General features: G+C 67.0%; 18 protein-coding genes and 1 tRNA gene. 11 read left to right on the top strand and 8 right to left on the bottom strand.

Features of this window, described 5'->3' with window-relative positions; translation table 11 throughout:
- Positions 1–47: 47 nt before the first annotated feature.
- Together QM774_RS07695 and QM774_RS07690 are read right to left on the bottom strand one after the other, a co-directional pair.
- Positions 48–121, bottom strand: a tRNA-Leu gene (locus tag QM774_RS07695).
- A 38-nt stretch (positions 122–159) separates the two neighbouring features.
- Positions 160–1,020, bottom strand: a complete 861-nt coding sequence (locus QM774_RS07690; RefSeq protein WP_414975322.1) for a tyrosine-protein phosphatase — start codon at positions 1,018–1,020, stop codon at positions 160–162.
- An 85-nt stretch (positions 1,021–1,105) separates the two neighbouring features.
- On the opposite strand from QM774_RS07690, the gene QM774_RS07685 reads away from it, so the two are divergent.
- The 4 genes from QM774_RS07685 to QM774_RS07670 all read left to right on the top strand — a co-directional run bounded on the left by QM774_RS07685 (position 1,106) and on the right by QM774_RS07670 (position 5,627).
- Positions 1,106–1,756 (top strand): DsbA family oxidoreductase, encoded by a 651-nt coding sequence (locus QM774_RS07685; protein WP_414975321.1) that lies wholly within the window; start codon positions 1,106–1,108, stop codon positions 1,754–1,756.
- Between the two features lie 75 nt (positions 1,757–1,831).
- A complete protein-coding gene (locus QM774_RS07680) occupies positions 1,832–4,045 on the top strand; it encodes an MMPL family transporter (RefSeq protein ID WP_414975320.1) in 2,214 nt (737 codons plus the stop codon).
- Positions 4,046–4,048: 3 nt separating this feature from the next.
- The gene (locus QM774_RS07675) at positions 4,049–4,711 is read left to right on the top strand and encodes a TetR/AcrR family transcriptional regulator (RefSeq protein WP_414975319.1); all 663 of its coding nucleotides are present in this window, start codon (positions 4,049–4,051) and stop codon (positions 4,709–4,711) included.
- Positions 4,712–4,757: 46 nt separating this feature from the next.
- Positions 4,758–5,627, top strand: a complete 870-nt coding sequence (locus tag QM774_RS07670; protein ID WP_414975318.1) for a Bax inhibitor-1/YccA family membrane protein — start codon at positions 4,758–4,760, stop codon at positions 5,625–5,627.
- A gap of 109 nt (positions 5,628–5,736) precedes the next feature.
- Here QM774_RS07670 and QM774_RS07665 read toward each other — a convergent pair whose 3' ends face one another.
- Positions 5,737–6,960, bottom strand: a complete 1,224-nt coding sequence (locus QM774_RS07665) for an acetyl-CoA C-acetyltransferase (protein WP_414975317.1) — start codon at positions 6,958–6,960, stop codon at positions 5,737–5,739.
- A gap of 90 nt (positions 6,961–7,050) precedes the next feature.
- Between QM774_RS07665 and QM774_RS07660 the strand changes: the two genes are divergently transcribed.
- From QM774_RS07660 to QM774_RS07645, 4 genes are all read left to right on the top strand, one after another.
- The gene (locus tag QM774_RS07660; protein WP_414975316.1) at positions 7,051–8,463 is read left to right on the top strand and encodes a cystathionine beta-synthase; all 1,413 of its coding nucleotides are present in this window, start codon (positions 7,051–7,053) and stop codon (positions 8,461–8,463) included.
- On the top strand, positions 8,460–9,602 hold the full coding sequence (locus QM774_RS07655; RefSeq protein ID WP_414975315.1) for a cystathionine gamma-synthase: 1,143 nt from the start codon (positions 8,460–8,462) through the stop codon (positions 9,600–9,602). The genes QM774_RS07660 and QM774_RS07655 overlap by 4 nt, the downstream gene beginning before the upstream one ends.
- A 381-nt stretch (positions 9,603–9,983) precedes the next feature.
- On the top strand, positions 9,984–10,802 hold the full coding sequence (locus QM774_RS07650; RefSeq protein WP_414975314.1) for a DUF3558 family protein: 819 nt from the start codon (positions 9,984–9,986) through the stop codon (positions 10,800–10,802).
- 66 nt (positions 10,803–10,868) lie between these two features.
- The gene (locus tag QM774_RS07645) at positions 10,869–11,246 is read left to right on the top strand and encodes a helix-turn-helix domain-containing protein (protein ID WP_414975313.1); all 378 of its coding nucleotides are present in this window, start codon (positions 10,869–10,871) and stop codon (positions 11,244–11,246) included.
- Positions 11,247–11,300: 54 nt separating this feature from the next.
- Here QM774_RS07645 and greA read toward each other — a convergent pair whose 3' ends face one another.
- From greA to QM774_RS07630, 3 genes are all read right to left on the bottom strand, one after another.
- Complete coding sequence (greA, locus tag QM774_RS07640) at positions 11,301–11,792, bottom strand: transcription elongation factor GreA (protein ID WP_414975312.1); 492 nt, start codon at positions 11,790–11,792, stop codon at positions 11,301–11,303.
- A gap of 158 nt (positions 11,793–11,950) precedes the next feature.
- Positions 11,951–12,724 (bottom strand): queuosine precursor transporter, encoded by a 774-nt coding sequence (locus tag QM774_RS07635; RefSeq protein ID WP_414975311.1) that lies wholly within the window; start codon positions 12,722–12,724, stop codon positions 11,951–11,953.
- Between the two features lie 36 nt (positions 12,725–12,760).
- Positions 12,761–13,219: a DUF4307 domain-containing protein gene (locus QM774_RS07630; RefSeq protein ID WP_414975310.1), complete on the bottom strand. Its 459-nt coding sequence runs from the start codon at positions 13,217–13,219 to the stop codon at positions 12,761–12,763.
- A gap of 78 nt (positions 13,220–13,297) precedes the next feature.
- Here QM774_RS07630 and mca point away from each other — a divergent pair, with 78 nt between their 5' ends.
- The 3 genes from mca to QM774_RS07615 are packed head-to-tail and all read left to right on the top strand — an operon-like array spanning position 13,298 to position 16,719.
- Positions 13,298–14,149 (top strand): mycothiol conjugate amidase Mca, encoded by an 852-nt coding sequence (gene mca, locus QM774_RS07625; protein WP_414976614.1) that lies wholly within the window; start codon positions 13,298–13,300, stop codon positions 14,147–14,149.
- Entirely contained in the window at positions 14,146–14,460 is a 315-nt protein-coding gene (locus QM774_RS07620; protein WP_414975309.1) for a hypothetical protein, read from the top strand. The genes mca and QM774_RS07620 overlap by 4 nt, the downstream gene beginning before the upstream one ends.
- A 30-nt stretch (positions 14,461–14,490) precedes the next feature.
- Positions 14,491–16,719, top strand: a complete 2,229-nt coding sequence (locus QM774_RS07615; RefSeq protein ID WP_414975308.1) for a thioredoxin domain-containing protein — start codon at positions 14,491–14,493, stop codon at positions 16,717–16,719.
- Here the strand turns inward: QM774_RS07615 and QM774_RS07610 are convergent.
- Together QM774_RS07610 and QM774_RS07605 are read right to left on the bottom strand one after the other, a co-directional pair.
- Positions 16,707–17,102, bottom strand: a complete 396-nt coding sequence (locus tag QM774_RS07610) for a Rid family hydrolase (RefSeq protein ID WP_414975307.1) — start codon at positions 17,100–17,102, stop codon at positions 16,707–16,709. The genes QM774_RS07615 and QM774_RS07610 overlap by 13 nt on opposite strands.
- Before the next feature lie 27 nt (positions 17,103–17,129).
- Positions 17,130–17,687 carry an NADPH-dependent FMN reductase gene (locus tag QM774_RS07605; protein ID WP_414975306.1) on the bottom strand — a complete coding sequence of 186 codons (558 nt, stop codon included), beginning with the start codon at positions 17,685–17,687 and terminating at the stop codon, positions 17,130–17,132.
- Between the last annotated feature and the right edge of the window lie 217 nt (positions 17,688–17,904).

Genomic DNA, 17,904 nt, shown 5'->3' with positions numbered 1-17,904 from the left:
ACTGTACGCCGCTGCGGAGGTGAACCCGGCTGCCCGCGGCTATGCAGTGCCCCCGGTCGGGGTCGAACCGACACTGGGCGGATTTTAAGTCCGCTGCCTCTGCCAATTGGGCTACGGGGGCGCCGCTTCAGAATGCCACGAGCTCCGGTGCGCTCGGCGTCAGGTGAGCAGGCGTGCGCGCAGGGCGGACACCGTCGCGGGGTCCAGGTTCAGTCCGCGGCGGACGTAGGTGTCCATGTCCCCGTACAGTCGATGGACCTCGTCGAACGCCGCGTCCAGCCAGGACGACTCGACGGCGTTCTCGCGGTCCAGGTAGGCGTTCGACTTGAGGAAGTCGGCCTCGATCGTCGACCGCGGAACCCCGAGGATCGACAGCAGGATGGCCGTGCCCCAGCCGGTGCGGTCCTTGCCGGCCGTGCAGTGAAAGACCAGCGCCCCGTGGCCCCGAGCAATGGCGGCGAGCAGGTCGTGAAAGGCCACGTCGGCGCCGTGGAAGTCGACCATGAACGGATAGCCGACGCTCTGCCCGATGTTCGACGAGTTGTTGCGCTGGGCGTCCATCAGCGATCGCACGAGGGTGTCGGGGACCGACGTGTGGAACCAGACGCCGTGCTCGAGGCTCTCGACATCGGCCACCTGGTACCGGACCCCGGCGGGGAGGCGGTCGGGATCCTCCTCGCGTTCCTGAGCGTTGCGCAGGTCGACGTCACGCGTGATCCCGGCCGCGCTGATCTTCCGCAGATCCTCGTCGGTCAGATCGCTCAGCTTGTTGGAGCGGTAGACCAGGCCCGTCCGCACGGTGCGTCCGTCGGCGGTCCGGTAGCCGCCGACGTCGCGGAAGTTCGACGCACCCTCCAAGCGGAGGCCGTCGCCGGCGACCGGTGCCTCGGTGACCTGGGACAGCCCGCCGGTGGCGGTCGGCGCTGCGAAGGCGGGCGTTGCCGACAGCGTAGAGACCGCGACGGCGATCAACGTGGCGGCGGCGACGCGACGGGCGAGCAGGCGAGGGGAGGCCATCATGACCGTTCACTCTCCGGGTGTCGGATGAACACGAGGTCATGCGACGATGACACGGCGTCGGCGCGCTGCTTACGAATGGAGTGACATGAAGGTCGAGATCTTCTCCGACATCAACTGCCCGTTCTGCTATCTCGGGCTGAACCGGTTCAACACCGGGCTGGCGGCGTTCGACCACGCCGACGACATCGAGGTGATCCACCGCTCGTTCGAGCTGGATCCGACGCAGCCGCGCGGCACGTCCGGGAACGTCGTCGAGCACCTGGCCCAGCAGTACGGCTTCAGTCTGGAACAGGCCGCGCAAGGCGAGCTGCAACTGGCCGACGTCGCCCATGCCGAAGGACTGCCATACATCACGCAGGGCCGCGACTTCGGCGACTCCTTCGACATGCATCGGCTGGTCCACTTCGCGCAGGAGCAGGGTCGCGGCGAGGAGATGCTGATCGCACTGTTCCACGCCAACTTCGGTGAGGAGCAGTCGCTGTTCGGCGACCACGAACGACTGGTCCAGGTGGCGGTCGACGAGGGTTTCGACGAGGCGCAGGTGCGCGAAGTACTGGCCGACGAGACCCGGTATGTGCAGGCGGTCCGCGACGATGAGGCGCTGGCCAAAGAGCTGAAGTGCTCGGCGGTGCCGTACTTCGTGCTCGACCGGCACTTCGTCGTGGCCGGCGCCGAACCGGCAGAGGTCTTCACCGACGCGCTGCGTCAGGCCTGGGAGCGGCACACCGCATCGTGACCGGGCAGGGGGTTCCCATCGTGAGTTATCGGTGATAACTTAACGCTGATAACTCACGGCGAACCTGGAGTCCCCATGCTCGAACGTCTCACCCGGCGCGTGATCGCGGCGCCGAAGATCGTCCTCGGCCTGGCCGTCGTCCTGCTCGTGGCCGCCGGCCTCTACGGCATGGGCGTCGGCGACCGCATGCTGCCCGGCGGCTTCGAAGACCCGAACTCGGAATCGACGCACGCCAACACCGTCATCGACCAGCAGTTCAAGCAGGGCGGACTGCCCATCATCATCAAGCTCGACGGCAAACCCGGCACCGACATGTCGACCGACCCGACCGCCGCCGCCGTCGGCAAAGAGATCGTCGGGCAACTACAGGGCCTCGGCTACGTGCAGCAGCCGATCTCCACCATCTGGAGCGCCCCGCAACAGTCGGCCGAACTGCTGAGCAAGGACAAGACCTCCACGCTCATCGTCGCCGGCATCGACGGCGGTGAAGACCTCGCGCCCGGTCGTGCGGACACCATCGCCGACATGATGGTCGGCGAACGCCAAGGCATCCGGATCGAGGCCGGCGGCCAGGCACTGGTGTTCTCCGAAGTGAACACGCAGACCAGCAAAGACCTGCTCGTCGCCGAATCCATCGCCATCCCCATCAGCTTCCTGCTGCTGGTCGTCGTGTTCGGCGGACTCATCGCCGCCGGCCTGCCTGTGCTCGTCGGCATCGTCACCATCATCGGCACCCTGGCACTTCTGCGCTTCATCACCATGTTCGCCGACGTGTCGATGTACGCGCTCAACCTCACCACCGCGATGGGTCTGGCCCTGGCCATCGACTACACGCTGTTGATCGTCACCCGCTACCGCGAAGAAGTGGAGAAGAGCGGCGACCGGGCCGAATCGATCGTCCGCACCATCAACACGGCCGGCCGGACCGTCATGTTCTCCGCCGTCACCGTCGGCCTCTCCCTGGCCGCGCTCGCCGTGTTCCCGATGTACTTCCTGCGGTCGTTCGCCTACGCCGGTATCGGCGTGGTCGTGGTCGCCGTCGTCGCCGCGATCGTGCTGACGCCTGCCCTGCTCATGCTGCTCGGCGACCGGATCGACTCGCTCGACCTGCGCCGCGCCATCCGCAAGCTGCGCGGACGGCCCGAACCCGAACCCCAGCCGCTCGAACAGGGCTGGTGGTACCGCAGCGCCTCGTGGGTGCTGCGGCATGCGATCCCGGTCGCCGTCGCCGTCACCGCCGTCCTCATCCTCCTCGGCATCCCGTTCGCCGGCGTCAAACTCGGCTTCCCCGACGACCGGGTCCTTCCTGCCTCCGCCAACGCACGCGTGGTGCAGGACCAGATCCGCGACGAGTTCGCCGAGACCTCGTCGTCCACCATCACCGCCGTCGTCGAAGGCGCCACCCTCCCGCAGCCGATGGGCGAGTACGCCAGCGGACTGTCGAAGGTCGACCGCGTCGCCGGCGTCATCACGCCGGTCGGCGTCTACGCCCACGGCAAGCAGGTCGCGCCGCCACCGGCCGGCCTCACCCGAGGCACCACGTCGCTGCTCACCATCACCACCGACGTCGAACCCATGGAGGACTCCGGTCGCGATCAGGTCGCCGCCCTGCGCGCCGTCCCGCGCCCCGCCGGCGTCGCGGTCAGCTTCACCGGGGCCGCCGCCTCCAACGTCGACACCGTCCACGCGATCTACAAGTACCTGCCCTGGGTGCTGCTGATCATCGCCGTCTCCACCTACATCCTGCTGTTCCTGTTCACCGGCAGCGTCGTCCTGCCGCTGAAGGCGCTGGTGATGAACCTGCTGTCGCTGTCGGCGACGTTCGGCGCGATGGTGTGGATCTTCCAGGAAGGCCACCTCGACGGATTCGGCACCACCGCCATGGGCAGCCTCGTCGCCACCATGCCGGTCCTCATGTTCTGCATCGCGTTCGGCCTGTCCATGGACTACGAGGTGTTCCTCCTCGGCCGGATCCGGGAGGAATGGATCAAATCCGGACGGACCCGCGCCGACAACGACCACGCCGTCGCCGTCGGCCTGGCCCGCACCGGCAAGGTCGTGACCGCCGCCGCGCTCCTGATGGCGATCGTGTTCGCCGGCATCGCCGCCTCGGAGGTGTCGTTCATGAGAATGTTCGGTGTGGGTCTCGCGCTCGCCGTGCTCATGGACGCGTCGCTGATCCGCATGATGCTGGTACCGGCGTTCATGCGGCTCGCCGGCCGCTGGAACTGGTGGGCACCCGGCCCGCTGCGACGCCTGCACGACAAGATCGGCCTGGTCGAGGAGTGAATGATGTGTGCCCGCTCAGCCCAGGGCGCTAAGCGCAAACGATCCCCCCGCGGATCCGGCGAACAGCTGGCCGACGAGATCCTGGCCGCCGCCACCGACCTGCTCCTCGAGCACGGCGGTCCGGACGGTGTCTCCATCCGGGCGGTCGCCACCCGAGTCGGTGTCACCCCGCCGTCGATCTATCTGCACTTCACCGACAAGGACGAGTTGCTCGACGCCGTCTGCGCACACTTCTTCGAGCAGTTCGACGAAGTGATGATGGACGTCTCGGTGCACCACGACGACATCGTCGAACGCGGGATCGCGCAGGGGCTGGCATATGTGAGGTTCGCCCTCGCCAACCCGGTGATGTATCAGTCGGCGTTCGTCCGCACCGCGGACCAGCCCACCCGTACCGACCTGGTGTTGATGTCGTCGGCGTTTCAGCACTTCGGGGAGACCGTCGCCGCCGCCATGGATTCCGGACTGCTCCCGCGCGGCGACGTCGCCGCCATGACACTTCGGCTGTGGTCGTCGGCGCACGGTGTCGCCTCCCTGATCACGTCCAAGCCCGGACTACCGTGGGGTGACCCGATGCAGGTGGCCGAAGACGTGCTCAGAGCGACGCTGCGCGGCTTTAGTCAAGAATCGGTAAAGTCGGAACAAGCGGAGTCCGACGGTCGTTGAACCGGTAGAACTCCACGCACACCATCTGAGCTTTGAAGGAGCACTAGTGCGCGACAACAGCAACCCGGTTATGCGCGGCGTCGTCCGCGACAACCAGCCCGCCGGCTACGCCGGTTTCGGTGCCGGCCTGCAGGGCATGCAGCAGGGCGCCATGATGGCCGGCCAGCAGCAGCTCGATCCGCAGCAGTACGCGCCGACCACCACCGACCGGCCGATCACCGTCGACGACGTCGTCACCAAGACCGCCATGACCCTCGGCGTGCTCCTGGTCGCCGCGATCGCCTCGTTCTTCGCGATCGCCTCGCGCAGCGACGCCGACGCACAGTTCGGTCTCGCCATGCCGATCCTGCTGGTGGGCTCCATCGGCGGCCTCATCACCGTCCTGATCGCCACCTTCGGCCGCAAGCAGGACAACCCGGCCGTGGTCCTCACCTACGCGGTGTTCGAGGGCCTGTTCGTCGGCGCCATCTCGTTCGTGCTGCCGAACGCCTACATCAGCGGTGACGTTCCGATCGCCGGCATCATCGGCCAGGCCGTCCTCGGTACCGTCGGCGTGTTCGTCGGCATGCTGGTCGTCTACAAGGTGGGCGCCATCCGCGTCACCCCGCGCTTCACCCGCATGCTGACCGCCGGCATGGTCGGTGTCCTGGTCCTCATGCTCGGCAACCTGGTCCTGAGCCTGTTCGGCGTCCACACCGGACTGCGTGAGGCCGGCTGGATCGGCATCGTGTTCTCGCTGGTCTGCATCGGCCTGGCCGCCATGAGCTTCCTGGTCGACTTCGACTCGGCCGACCAGCTCGTCAAGGCCGGCGCCCCGTCGCGCGCCGCCTGGGGCGTGGCCCTCGGCCTGACCGTCACCCTCGTGTGGCTGTACACCGAGATCCTGCGACTGGTCAGCATCCTCAACAACGACTAGTTCGTCCAGACACGCGAATGGCCCCGACTCCGGTCGGGGCCATTCCGCATCTCCTGACGGTCAGAACTGTTGGTTTCGTGTCCGTGGCGGACACGAAACCAACAGTCGATCAGCTGAGGCGTTCGATGATCATCGCCATGCCCTGACCGCCGCCCACACACATGGTCTCCAGACCGAACGTCTTGTCGTAGGTCTGCAGATTGTTGAGCAGGGTGGTGGTGATGCGGGCACCGGTCATGCCGAACGGATGACCCAGCGCGATCGCACCGCCCGACACGTTGAGGCGGTCGTGATCCATGTTCAGGGCGTCGGCGCTGCCGAGAACCTGGACGGCGAAGGCCTCGTTGATCTCGTACAGATCCATGTCGTCGATGGTCATCTTCGCGGTCTTGAGGACCTTCTTGACGGCCTCGATCGGGCCCAGGCCCATGATCTCGGGCGACAGGCCGGTGGCCGCGGTGGCCACGATGCGGGCCAGCGGGGTCAAACCCAGTTCCTTGGCCTTGGTGTCACTCATGATCACCAGGGCGGCGGCGCCGTCGTTCAGCGGGCAGGCGTTGCCGGCGGTGATGGTGCCGTCCGGGCGGAACACCGGCTGCAGCTGGCTCACCTTCTCGTAGGTGGTGCCGGCGCGCGGGCCGTCATCGGTGGAGACCACGGTGCCGTCGGGCAGGGTCACCGGATCGATCTCGCGGGCGAAGAAGCCCTCGTTGATCGCCTTCTCGGCCAGATTCTGGGAACGCACGCCCCAACGGTCCTGGTCCTCACGCGAGATACCGGTGAAGCTGACCACGTTCTCCGCGGTCTGGCCCATCGCGATGTAGACGTCGGGCAGCTTGTCGTCGTCGCGCGGGTCGTGCCACGGGCCGGCACCGCCCTGCGCGGCCTTCGCGGTGCGCTCCTGCGCCTCGTCGAACATCGGGTTGGTCGAGTTCGGCAGGCCGTCGGCGGCACCGGAGGTGGAGAAGCTCGACACCGACTCCACGCCGCCCGAGATGAAGACGTCGCCTTCACCGGCGCGGATGGCGTGCATCGCCATCCGGGTGGTCTGCAGCGACGACGAGCAGTAGCGGTTCACGGTGACGCCGGGGACGGTGTCCAGGCCGAGTTCGACGGCCACGACGCGCGCGATGTTGTAGCCGCCGGCACCACCGGGCTGGCCGATACCCAGGTGGATGTCGTCGATGTCCTCGACGTTCAGCTGCGGCACCTTGCCGAGCGCCGCCGCCACCATCTGGCGGGCGAGCTCGTCCGGGCGGACGTCTTTCAGGGATCCCTTACCGGCGCGGCCGATCGGGGAGCGGGCATGGGCGACGATCACAGCTTCAGGCATGAGGCCGACGTTACTACCCTCCGACCTGCTTTTTGCGCACAGTCCGGACCGAACTCGAATCCGGCCGGGCCGGATGGGACGATAGAGGACATGCGCATCGCCAATCACGTCGTCGACCTGGTCGGAAACACCCCGTTGGTCAAGCTGAACAAGGTGACCCGGCCCGGCTCCGGGGTGGTCGCCGCCAAGCTCGAATACCTGAATCCGGGCGGCAGCTCCAAGGACCGCATCGCCACCCGGATGATCGACGCCGCTGAACAGTCGGGCGAACTGCAGCCCGGCGGCACCATCGTCGAGCCCACCTCCGGCAACACCGGCGTCGGTCTGGCGCTCGTCGCGCAGCAGCGCGGCTACAAGTGCGTGTTCGTGTGCCCGGACAAGGTCTCCGAGGACAAGCGGAACGTGCTGCGCGCGTATGGCGCGCAGGTGGTCGTGTGCCCGACCGCGGTGCCGCCCGAGCATCCGGACAGCTACTACAACGTCTCCGACCGCCTCGCCAAGGAGATTCCGGGCGCCTGGAAGCCCAACCAGTACGTGAACCCGAATGGCCCGCTCAGCCACTACGAGACCACCGGTCCGGAGATCTGGCAGGACACCGACGGCAAGGTCACGCACTTCGTCGCCGGCGTCGGCACCGGAGGCACCATCACCGGCACCGGGCGCTACCTCAAGGAGGCGTCCGACGGTCGGGTGAAGGTGATCGGTGTGGACCCGGAAGGCTCGGTGTATTCGGGTGGTTCCGGGCGGCCGTACCTGGTCGAGGGCGTCGGCGAAGACTTCTGGCCGGACGCCTACGACCCGACCGTGCCGGACGAGATCATCGCGGTCTCCGACGCCGACTCGTTCGAGATGACCCGTCGCCTGTCCCGCGAGGAAGGCCTGCTGGTGGGCGGCTCGTGCGGCATGGCGGTGGTCGCGGCCCTGCAGGTCGCCGAGCGGGAAGGCCCGGACTCGCTGGTGGTGGTGCTGTTGCCGGACGGCGGCCGCGGCTACCTGGGCAAGATCTTCAACGACGACTGGATGAGCAGCTACGGCTTCCTGCGCACCCCGCTCGACGGCGAGCAGCCCGAATCGACGGTCGGGGAGGTGCTGCGTGGCAAGGGCGGCGAGCTGCCCAACCTGGTGCACACCCATCCGCAGGAGACGCTGCGCGACGCGATCGAGATCCTGCGCGAGTACGGCGTCTCCCAGATGCCGGTGGTCGACGCCGAGCCGCCCATCATGGCCGGTGAGATCGCCGGTGCGGTGACCGAACGCGAACTGCTGAGCGCGGTCTTCGAGGGTCGTGCCACGCTGGCCGACCCGGTGTCGTCGCACATGGGTACGGCGTTCCCGCTGATCGGCTCCGGGGAACCGGTGTCGCAGGCGATGGAGGCGCTCAGCGAATCCGATGCGGTGATGGTGGTCGAGGACGGCAAACCGATCGGCGTCCTGACCCGCCACGACCTGCTCGCCTTTGCCAGCACCCATCCGATCGCGACCCGCAAGGAGGACGACAAGTGACCGACCAGGGATTCTCGACCAAGGCCATCCACGCGGGCTGGGACCCGGACGGCCGGACCGGCGCGGTGAACGTGCCGATCTACGCGAGCTCGACGTTCGCGCAGGACGGCGTCGGCGGCATGCGCGACGGCTTCGAATACTCGCGCACCGGCAATCCGACGCGACGGGTTCTGGAGGCGAACCTCGCGTCGATCGAGGGCGGCGCCTACGGGCGGGGCTTCTCCTCGGGTATGGCCGCGACCGACGCCATGCTGCGGGCGGCGCTGCGCCCCGGTGATCATCTGGTGATCCCGAACGACGCCTACGGCGGCACGTTCCGGTTGATCGACAAGGTGTTCAGCCAGTGGGGCATCACGTATTCGGTGGCGCCGGTCGTCGACGTCGACGCGGTGCGTGCCGCGATGACCGACAAGACGAAGCTGGTGTGGATCGAGAGTCCCACCAATCCGCTGCTCAACGTCGGCGACATCGCCGCCCTCGCCGAGGTGGCCCACGCCGGCGGCGCGAAGCTGGTCGTCGACAACACCTTCGCCACCCCGTACCTGCAGCAGCCGTTGTCGCTGGGTGCGGACGTCGTGCTGCATTCGACCACCAAGTATCTGGGCGGGCATTCGGATGTGGTGGGCGGTGGCCTGGTCACGAACGACGAGCAGCTCGACGCCGACATCGCCTTCCTCCAGAACGGCGCCGGCGCTGTGCCGGGCCCGTTCGACGCCTTCCTGACCTTGCGCGGTATCAAGACGCTCGCGGTCCGCATGGAACGGCACTGCGACAACGCCGAGAAACTGGTCGACGTCCTGTCGAAGCATCCCAAGATCGATTCGGTGCTGTATCCGGGGCTGGCGTCGCATCCGGGCCATGCGGCGGCCGAGAAGCAGATGCGTCGCTTCGGCGGCATGATCTCGGTGCGCCTGGCCGGCGGCAAGCAGGCGGCACTCGACTTCTGCGCCAAGACCGAGATCTTCACGCTCGCCGAGTCGTTGGGCGGCATCGAGTCGCTGATCGAGCACCCGGGCGCCATGACCCACGCCTCCACTGCGGGTTCGCTTCTGGAGGTCCCGGACGACCTGGTCCGCCTCTCGGTGGGTATCGAAGACGCCGACGACCTGATCGCCGACGTCGAGCAGGCACTCGGCTGACCGACCCCTCTTCACGCTCCTACTCGCTCCTTGAGCCTGTCGAAAGGAGCCGCCTGCCTGCTCCCGCTCCGTGAGCCCGTTCCGTGAGTTCTCCGCTCGCTTCGTGAGCTGTCCGACCGCTCCTTGAGCTTGTCGAAAGGAGTCCCCGGGACACGCCGTCGATTCCGATGGAACCAAACGGGCCCCGCATGCGTCTAAACAGGCATACGGACGGAATCTGCCACTCGGGGGATGGCGGAAACGCCGTATGGGGGGAGACGTGGTGAGGATCGGTTCGGGGGTGCCGGTCCTCGCCACGCCCCGTAGCCGACGAGGGAGGACGCATGGCACCACGAGTGGTCTCGGTCGCCGAAGAATGGGAACACCGCGCACAGATCGCGGATGACGCGGCGCGTGAGCTCGAAGGGCTCGTCAGGGCGGCAACGCGGGTTCTCCGTGGAAACTACTTCGGAGTCGACTGCGTTGAGGGTGTTGAGCTGTTCGAGTGTCTGTGCCGTGGCTTGGAGAGCTGGCGCGGCTCGACCAAGTTGGCGGCTGAGTCCGCATATGGAATGGCTGAAGGCTGTTCGGCGGCCGCGGTCGCGTATCGGCAAGCGGATGAGGGCAACAGTGGTTGAGCTGCGGGTGTCCAGCATTCTCGTCGTAATAGGCCTAACGGCGGCGTTGTTGAATTCATGTGCTGGGCGTGAGGAAACAGATAGGCGTGCCTGGAGCTCGCGCGAAGCGGAACTACCATTCAGTGCGCCGTCGAACCGGGTCAACGATAGAAGCGACGGCACGACGTATGAGCCGTGTGTGGCTCTGAGTAGCCGCGAACTCCTTCAACTCGGCATCGCGCCCGCTTCCGTCAAAGATGCTGCCGGCACCCCTGGTCAGTCGATGCGCGGGTGTGAATGGCTGTCAGCGAATCCACAAGACAGTTGGGCGGTATCGCAGATCGTTATCAATTCAAGCGGATTGGCCGACTACAAGCGAAAGTACCGGGGCGATCGCTGGTCATCAGATGAGGAGCTAGATGGCCGACCAGTCGGGCTGACCTCCAACGCTGAAATGGAAGAGTGCACAACATATGTGCAGTCTTCTAACGCCGGCGTCGTGACAGTGTCTTCTGCGCAGGGGCGGTCGCATCCTCCGGTCGATGAGATCTGTCAGAGGGCCATCGAGTTCACTCGGGCGACGATCGGTCGGATGCCTCGCTGAGCCGTCGCCGACAAATGCACACCCTGGTGTGCGGACATTATGGTGTGCGCGCGACAGATTGGATGAGTGCCGACCAGAGAACGGGGTCCCCTCGAGTGGGAGACCTATGCGCGTTCTTTCGGGCATCGGCTGGCCGCCATTCGGAGGGCCCGTCAGCTCACGCAGGAGCAGGTGTCCGAGCTCAGCGGATTGCACCGCAACGAGATATCGAACCTCGAACGCGCGGCCGGCAACCACGGAACCGTCACCGATCCCACGCTGTCGACGCTGTACCAGCTGGCGTTCGCGTTGAATGTGTCGCCGTTCCATCTGCTGCCGGACGCGGACGCGCCGGTGTCGCCGCACTGCAGCGAGCAGAAGACACGGTTCGCGATCTCCATGGTCGAGAAGGAGATCCAAGACCTGTTCGGCTCAGAGCAGGACGACCCGCACGACCCGAAATGACGAAGACCGGGCCGCGTCGAACGCGGCCCGGTCTCGGTCAGAACGTCTCCGACGTCAGTGCTTGTACGGCTCCGCCGACACCAGGGTCACGGTGATCTCGCTGCCGTTCGGCGCCTTGTAGGCGCGAGTCTCGCCGACCTTCGCGTCGATGATCGCCGAACCGATCGGCGAACTGGGGGAGTAGACCTCGATATCGGTGGCGACGCTCTCCTCGCGGGTCGCGATCAAGAAGGTCTCGGTGTCCTTCTTGTCGTCGCCGAAGTACACGGTCACGACCGAACCCGGCAGCGCCACACCCGACTGGGTGGGGGCCTCGCCGATGTGCGCGTTGTTCAGCAGATCCTGCAGCTGGCGGATACGCGCCTCCTGCTGGCCCTGCTCCTCGCGTGCAGCGTGGTAGCCGCCGTTCTCCTTGAGGTCGCCCTCTTCGCGGCGCTCATTGATCTCCGCGGCAATGACCTCGCGGTTCGCGATGAGCGAATCCAGCTCCGACTTGAGACGCTGCGCCGACTCGGGAGTCAACCAGGTCACGTTCGTATCGGTCATTGTGGATCTCCTTTGCTGTCCGCCGTTGGACTGCGTATTTCATCAAGTGCTGCAAATGCAGCAGCACGACCCCTCGCGGGGTCGTGCGCCACCAGGTTACCAGTCGTTGTGTTCCGGCGCACACGACAATCGTCGCGTCCCCGGCACCGCGCGGCCCGCTACTGCCGGGCCAACGCCTCCACATACGACGGTTCGGCCTTCTTCAACCGTGCCACCACGGCATAGGTCACCGGCATGACGACGATCTCGATCAGCGTCTTCCAGACGAATCCGACCACCACATACGAGACGAAGCCGCCCCACGTGTTCACGCCGATCACCGTGGCGGCGATCGAACAGAACACCAGGGTGTCGACGAACTCGCCGGCGACCGTCGAACCGATCAGACGCGCCCACAGCTTCTTCTCGCCGGTGCGCGCCTTCATCTTCACCAGCACATACGAGTTCAGGAACTCGCCCGCCAGATAGCCGGCCAGGCTCGCCGCCACCAGCTGCGGCACGGCGCCGATCACCGACTTGAGCGCCTCCTGGTTGTCGTAGCCGTCGAGCGGGGGCAACGCGATCGCGACGGTGAACGCCAGCGACGCCAGGATCAGGATGCCGAAGCCGGTCAGAATGGTGCGGCGCATCGCCTTGAAGCCGTACACCTCGCTGATCACGTCGCCGATCACATAGCTCAGCGGAAACAGGAAGAAGGCGCCGTCGGTCACCAGCCAGCCGCCGAACAAGCCGACGCCCTTGGTGGCGGTGATGTTGCTGATCAGCATGATCCCGACGAAGACTGCGGTCAGGATCGAATAGTAGGGCGCGGAGACGGTCGCGAAGACGGCCTTCGACGCGCGCGGGTCCACAGGGGACGCAATGGTCGTTTCGGGGTGGGGCGCCGGGCTGTCATCGCCCGGCTGTCCAGAGTGCGTGGGCTCCTCGCTCATCGCGTGGACCTCCTCAGTCGGTCAGTCGACTGAGATTCAGTCGATCGGTTTCAGGTAGGCAGGCACGTTACCCGTGCAGCCGAACACTTCGCCGATCACGGCCTCCCGCGACGTGCGCACCTCGGTTCGCGCACCCACCTGGACGTCCCGGCTCGCCGGGATCAGCACCTCACGCCGGCCCACCTCCGAACCGTCCTGCGCCCGGCCCCGCACCACGCATGCCACGGCATGCGAGGGATCCTTGCGGTTGACCGTGTACTGCACGGCGATCGTGTCCGGAGAAATGACGTCGTAGCCGGTCGCGGACCCGGAGATGTCCGGATCGCCGAACGACCGGAACCCCAGGAACGCGACGATGAGGCCGGCGATCACCACACCGATCGATGCGGCGATGAACCAACGCCGGCGGCTCTGCGGCGACTGCTCCGTGGGATACGTCGCACGAGGTCCGCTCTGCGGGGGCGTCGGGTTCGTGGCCCGGTCCGAACTGCTCACGCGTCAATACCTACCATGGAGGGGAAACCGAGCGAAGGTGAGGAACCGTTGACCACTGGTACGGGGCGCCTACGACTCATGGCGGTGCACGCGCACCCCGACGACGAGTCGAGCAAAGCCGCCGCGACGTTGGCCAAATACGCCGCCGAAGGGCACGACGTCATGGTCGTCACCCTGACCGGCGGCGAACGCGGTGACATCCTCAACCCGGCGATGGACCGTCCGGGCGTCAAAGAGAACATGGCCGAGATCCGCAAGGATGAGATGGCGGCCGCCGCGAAAGCGCTGGGCGTGCAGCAGACGTGGCTCGGCTTCGTCGACTCCGGTCTGCCCGAAGGCGACCCGCTGCCGCCGCTGCCGGACGGCTGCTTCGCGCTGGTGCCGCTCGACGAGGCCACCGAGAAGCTCGTCGAAGTGGTTCGCGACTTCAAACCGCACGTGATCATCACCTACGACGAGAACGGCGGCTATCCGCACCCGGACCACATCAAATGCCATGAGGTGTCGGTGGCGGCGTTCGAGACCGCCGGCGACCCCGACAGGTTCCCCGACGCCGGGGAACCGTGGACGCCGCTGAAGCTGTACTACACGCACGGCTTCATCCGTGACCGGATCCTGCGCTTCTCGGAAGAGTTCGAGAAGAACGGTCAGGAGAATCCGTTCGCCGAATGGCTGTCCAAGTGGCGTCGCGAACAGGGCGACATCATGGGGCGCGTCACCACGCAGGTGACCTGCGGGGACTACTTCCCGCAGCGCGACGAGGCCCTGCGGGCCCACGCCACCCAGATCGACCCGAATGGATTCTTCTTCGCCGTTCCGATGGAATGGCAGCAGCGCCTGTGGCCGACCGAGGAGTTCGAGTTGGCGCAGACGCGTGTCCAGACGAAGATCCCGGAGACGGATCTGTTCGCCGGAATCGAGGAATCATGAATGCAGTGAACCTGGCCGGCGCCGTGGCCTTCCTCGCCGACGACACCCAGGGTCCCGAGTTCGGCAAGGCCTCGCCGATCGGGCTGCTCGTCATCATCGTGCTGCTGGTGGCCGTCTTCCTTCTCATCCGGTCGATGAACAAGCAGCTCCGCAAGCTGCCGGAGAGCTTCGACACCGACAATCCGGAGCCGGATCAGGCGTTCGACGAAGGCACCATCCTGACCGGCGACGACGACTCCGACGGCGACGTCGCTGAGGACGAGCCGGATCTGGCCGAGCAGTCCGAGGATCGCGGCTCCGCCGGAAAGTAACCGCGCGCCCTCCTCGTGCCCGACCAGACCATGACGCGAAACCGTCTCGACGCCGCCACGAGCCCCTACCTGCGCCAGCATGCGGACAACCCGGTCCACTGGTTCGAATGGTGTGACGAGGCGTTCGCGGAGGCCGGGGAGCGGGACGTTCCGATCCTCCTGTCGGTCGGCTACGCCGCCTGCCACTGGTGTCATGTCATGGCGCACGAGACGTTCGAGAATCCGGTCCTCGCCGCCCGGATGAACGACGGCTTCGTGTGCATCAAGGTCGATCGGGAAGAACGCCCCGACATCGACGCCGTGTACATGGCGGCGACCACGGCGATGACCGGGCAGGGCGGCTGGCCGATGACCTGCTTCCTCGACGCCGACGCCCGGCCCTTCTACTGCGGCACCTACTACCCGCCGGTCGCGCGCGGCGGGTCACCCGGCTTCGGCGACCTTCTGGACGCGATCGGCGACGCCTGGCGGAACCGGCGCGACGAGGTCACCGCCACCGGCGACCAGGTGGCCGAACATCTGCGGGCGGTCGCCGGACCGGTGCCGGCGGGTCCGCCCGTCGATCCCGCACTCGTGGCGGCCGCCGTCGCCGATGTCCTGGCCGACGAGGATCCGCGTGCCTCCGGTTTCGGCGGGGCCCCCAAGTTTCCGCCCAGCGCACTGCTGGAGGCGTTGATCCGTGCGGCGGAACTCGCTTCGTCAAGCTCAACGAGCGTGAAGACAAGCTCAACGAGCGTGGTGACGGGCTCAACGAGCGTGGCGACAGGCTTCACGAGCGAGGACGCGCTCGGGGCCGCTGCGCGCACGTGTGAGGCGATGGCGCGTGGCGGCATCTACGACCAGCTCGACGGCGGCTTCGCCCGCTACACCGTGGACGCCGGCTGGGTGATCCCGCACTTCGAGAAGATGCTCTACGACAACGCCCTGCTTCTGCGGGCCTACGCGCACCTGTGGAGGCTCCTTTCGACAAGCTCAAGGAGCGGACAGACCGGCTCAAGGAGCGGACAGACCGGCTCAAGGAGTGAAGAGACGCTCCTTGAGCTTGTCGAAAGGACCACCGTCGAGACCGTCGACTTTCTGGACCGGCGGCTGTGGACCGGACGGGGTTATGCGTCGTCGTTGGACGCGGACACGGACGGCGTGGAGGGCCTCACCTACGTGTGGACGCCGGAGCAACTGGCCGAGGTGCTGGGGCCCGAGGACGGCGCCTGGGCGGCGGAACTGTTCGGGGTGACGGCCGACGGCACGTTCGAGCACGGCACGTCGACGCTGCAATTGTGTCGCGACCCCGACGATCCGACGCGATTCTCCTCGGTGCGCGAGCGGCTCCGTGACGCCCGCGCTCGACGTCCTCAGCCCGACCGTGACGACAAGGTGGTGCTCGTCTGGAACGCCCTGACCGTCACCGCGCTCGCCGAGGCCGGCGCCGGGCTGGGGTGTCCGCAATGGGTGGCCCGCGCCGTCGAGACCGCCGAGGAATTGTGGTCGGTGCACCTGGTCGGGGACGAGTTGCGGCGCGTGTCCCTCGACGGCCGGGCGGGTGAACCGCTCGCCGCGCTCGACGACCACGCCGCCTTCGTGACCGCCCTGCTCACCGTGCACCAGGTGACCGGCGAACCGGTGTGGCGCGACCGCGCACTCACCCTGCTCGACCGGGCGATCGGCCTGTTCGCCGACCCGGAGGCGCCCGGCTCCTGGTTCGACGCGCCGCCATCGGCCGGGCTCCTGACCCGTCCGCGCGACCCGGTCGACGGTGCGACGCCCGGCGGCGCATCCCTGATGGCCGAAGCCCTGCTGTTCGCGTCGACGCTGGCCCCCGAGGACCGTTGGGCGGAGTACGCGGAGCTCGCCGACGTCACGCTGGCGCGGGGAAGTCTGATCGTGCAGAAGGCGCCGCGCAGCGCCGGGCACTGGTTGTCGGTCGCGCAGGCGCGGCTGGCGGGTCCGATCGCGGTGGCGGTCGCCCGAGTGGAGGGTTTCGACAGGCTCAACCAGCGGGAGGGGCTCAACCACGGGGAGGGGCTCAACCACGGGGAGGGGCTCAACCCGCAGAACGAGGACTCCCTCGAGGCGGTCGCGCGCAGGGCCGTGCCCGGCGGCGCCGTCGTCGTGGCGGGGGAGCGGGACGCGCTGCCGCTGCTGGAGGGTCGCGGCCCGGTGAGCGGGGCCGACTCCGCCTACATCTGCCGCGGCCGCACCTGCGATCTGCCGATCACCGACCCTGATGAGTTGGCAGAGGTTCTGCGTCAGCCGCGGTAGGCGCGCAGTTCGATCTCGACGGTCATCTTCGGGTGGATGAGCCCGGACACTTCGACCATCGTGAACAGTGGGCGCACCTCGCCGAACGCTTCACCGTGTGCGCGGCCGACCTCGTCGGACCGGGACATGTCGGTCACGTAGCAGTGCGTGTGTGTCACCGATTCCGGTCCGAGTCCTGTGCGAGCAAGCTCGGCGAGAACCTTCCGGAAGATCTCCTTCGCCTGCGCGTACGGGGTGTCGCCGATGACGTTGCCGTCCGCGTCTGTCGACGTGGTGCCCCCGATTTCCACGAAGGGTCCGGCCTGCACGACGCGACTGAACGAGTAGGCGACCTCCCACGGGGAGGGCGGGTTGCCGGGTAGTCGTTCGATGTCGGGAGACATGCCAGTCAGGCTACGTCAGGCCGGCGTTCAGCGCAGCGGGTGGAGGGCCTCGTCGAGGGTGATCAGCTCGTCGAGCTGAAGCTGCACCACGGATGCCTGCTGCTCGTTGGGCGTGAAGACACCGTCGGCGATCTGCTGCTGCGGGAAGTTGATCTCGATACTGCCCTTGGTGGCGACCAGCCCGAGGGCGGCGAGTACCGGACGGATCGCGGTCTGGGCGCGGGTGCCGCCCGAGTTGCCGCCCCAGTTGACCAGCGCGACCGGCTTCCGGTTCCATTCGCTCACCAGGTAGTCCAGCGCGTTCTTGAAGGCGCCGGAGTAGCTGTAGTTGTATTCGGGGAACGCGAAAACGAACGCGTCCGCAGCCTCCACGCGCTCACTCCACGCGATGGTGTGCGGCTTCGTGTACTGCTTCATCCGCGGGTGGTTCGGCTCGTCCATCATCGGCAGATCGATCTCGGCCAGGTCGGCGACGTCGATGTCGAAGCGGCCGTCGGCTTCGGCGGTCTTGCGGACCCATTCGGCGATGACGGGGCCGATCCGGCCCTCCCGGACACTGCCGACGACGATCATGAGCTTGGGCATGCGGAGTTCCTCTTTCGAAAACGGATCGCGGTCCGTTTCATTGTGTCACGTCCTCTGATACTCTCGACGACGTGATCAACACCGTGCGCGCCACCTATTGGCGCTTTATCGAGGCTCCGGGTGGGGCCGCGATGAAGCGCTGACCGCTGCGCACAGCACACACCCGGAGCCGAAGCAGTGACCTCATGGTCGCTGCTTTCGTCGTTTCCGGGCATCA

It is taken from the genome of Gordonia sp. (in: high G+C Gram-positive bacteria) (assembly GCF_047600565.1).
In the GTDB taxonomy this organism is placed as follows: domain Bacteria; phylum Actinomycetota; class Actinomycetes; order Mycobacteriales; family Mycobacteriaceae; genus Gordonia.
Note: the sequence above shows the minus strand (reverse complement) of the source record. Positions and strands in the feature narration are given on the sequence as shown.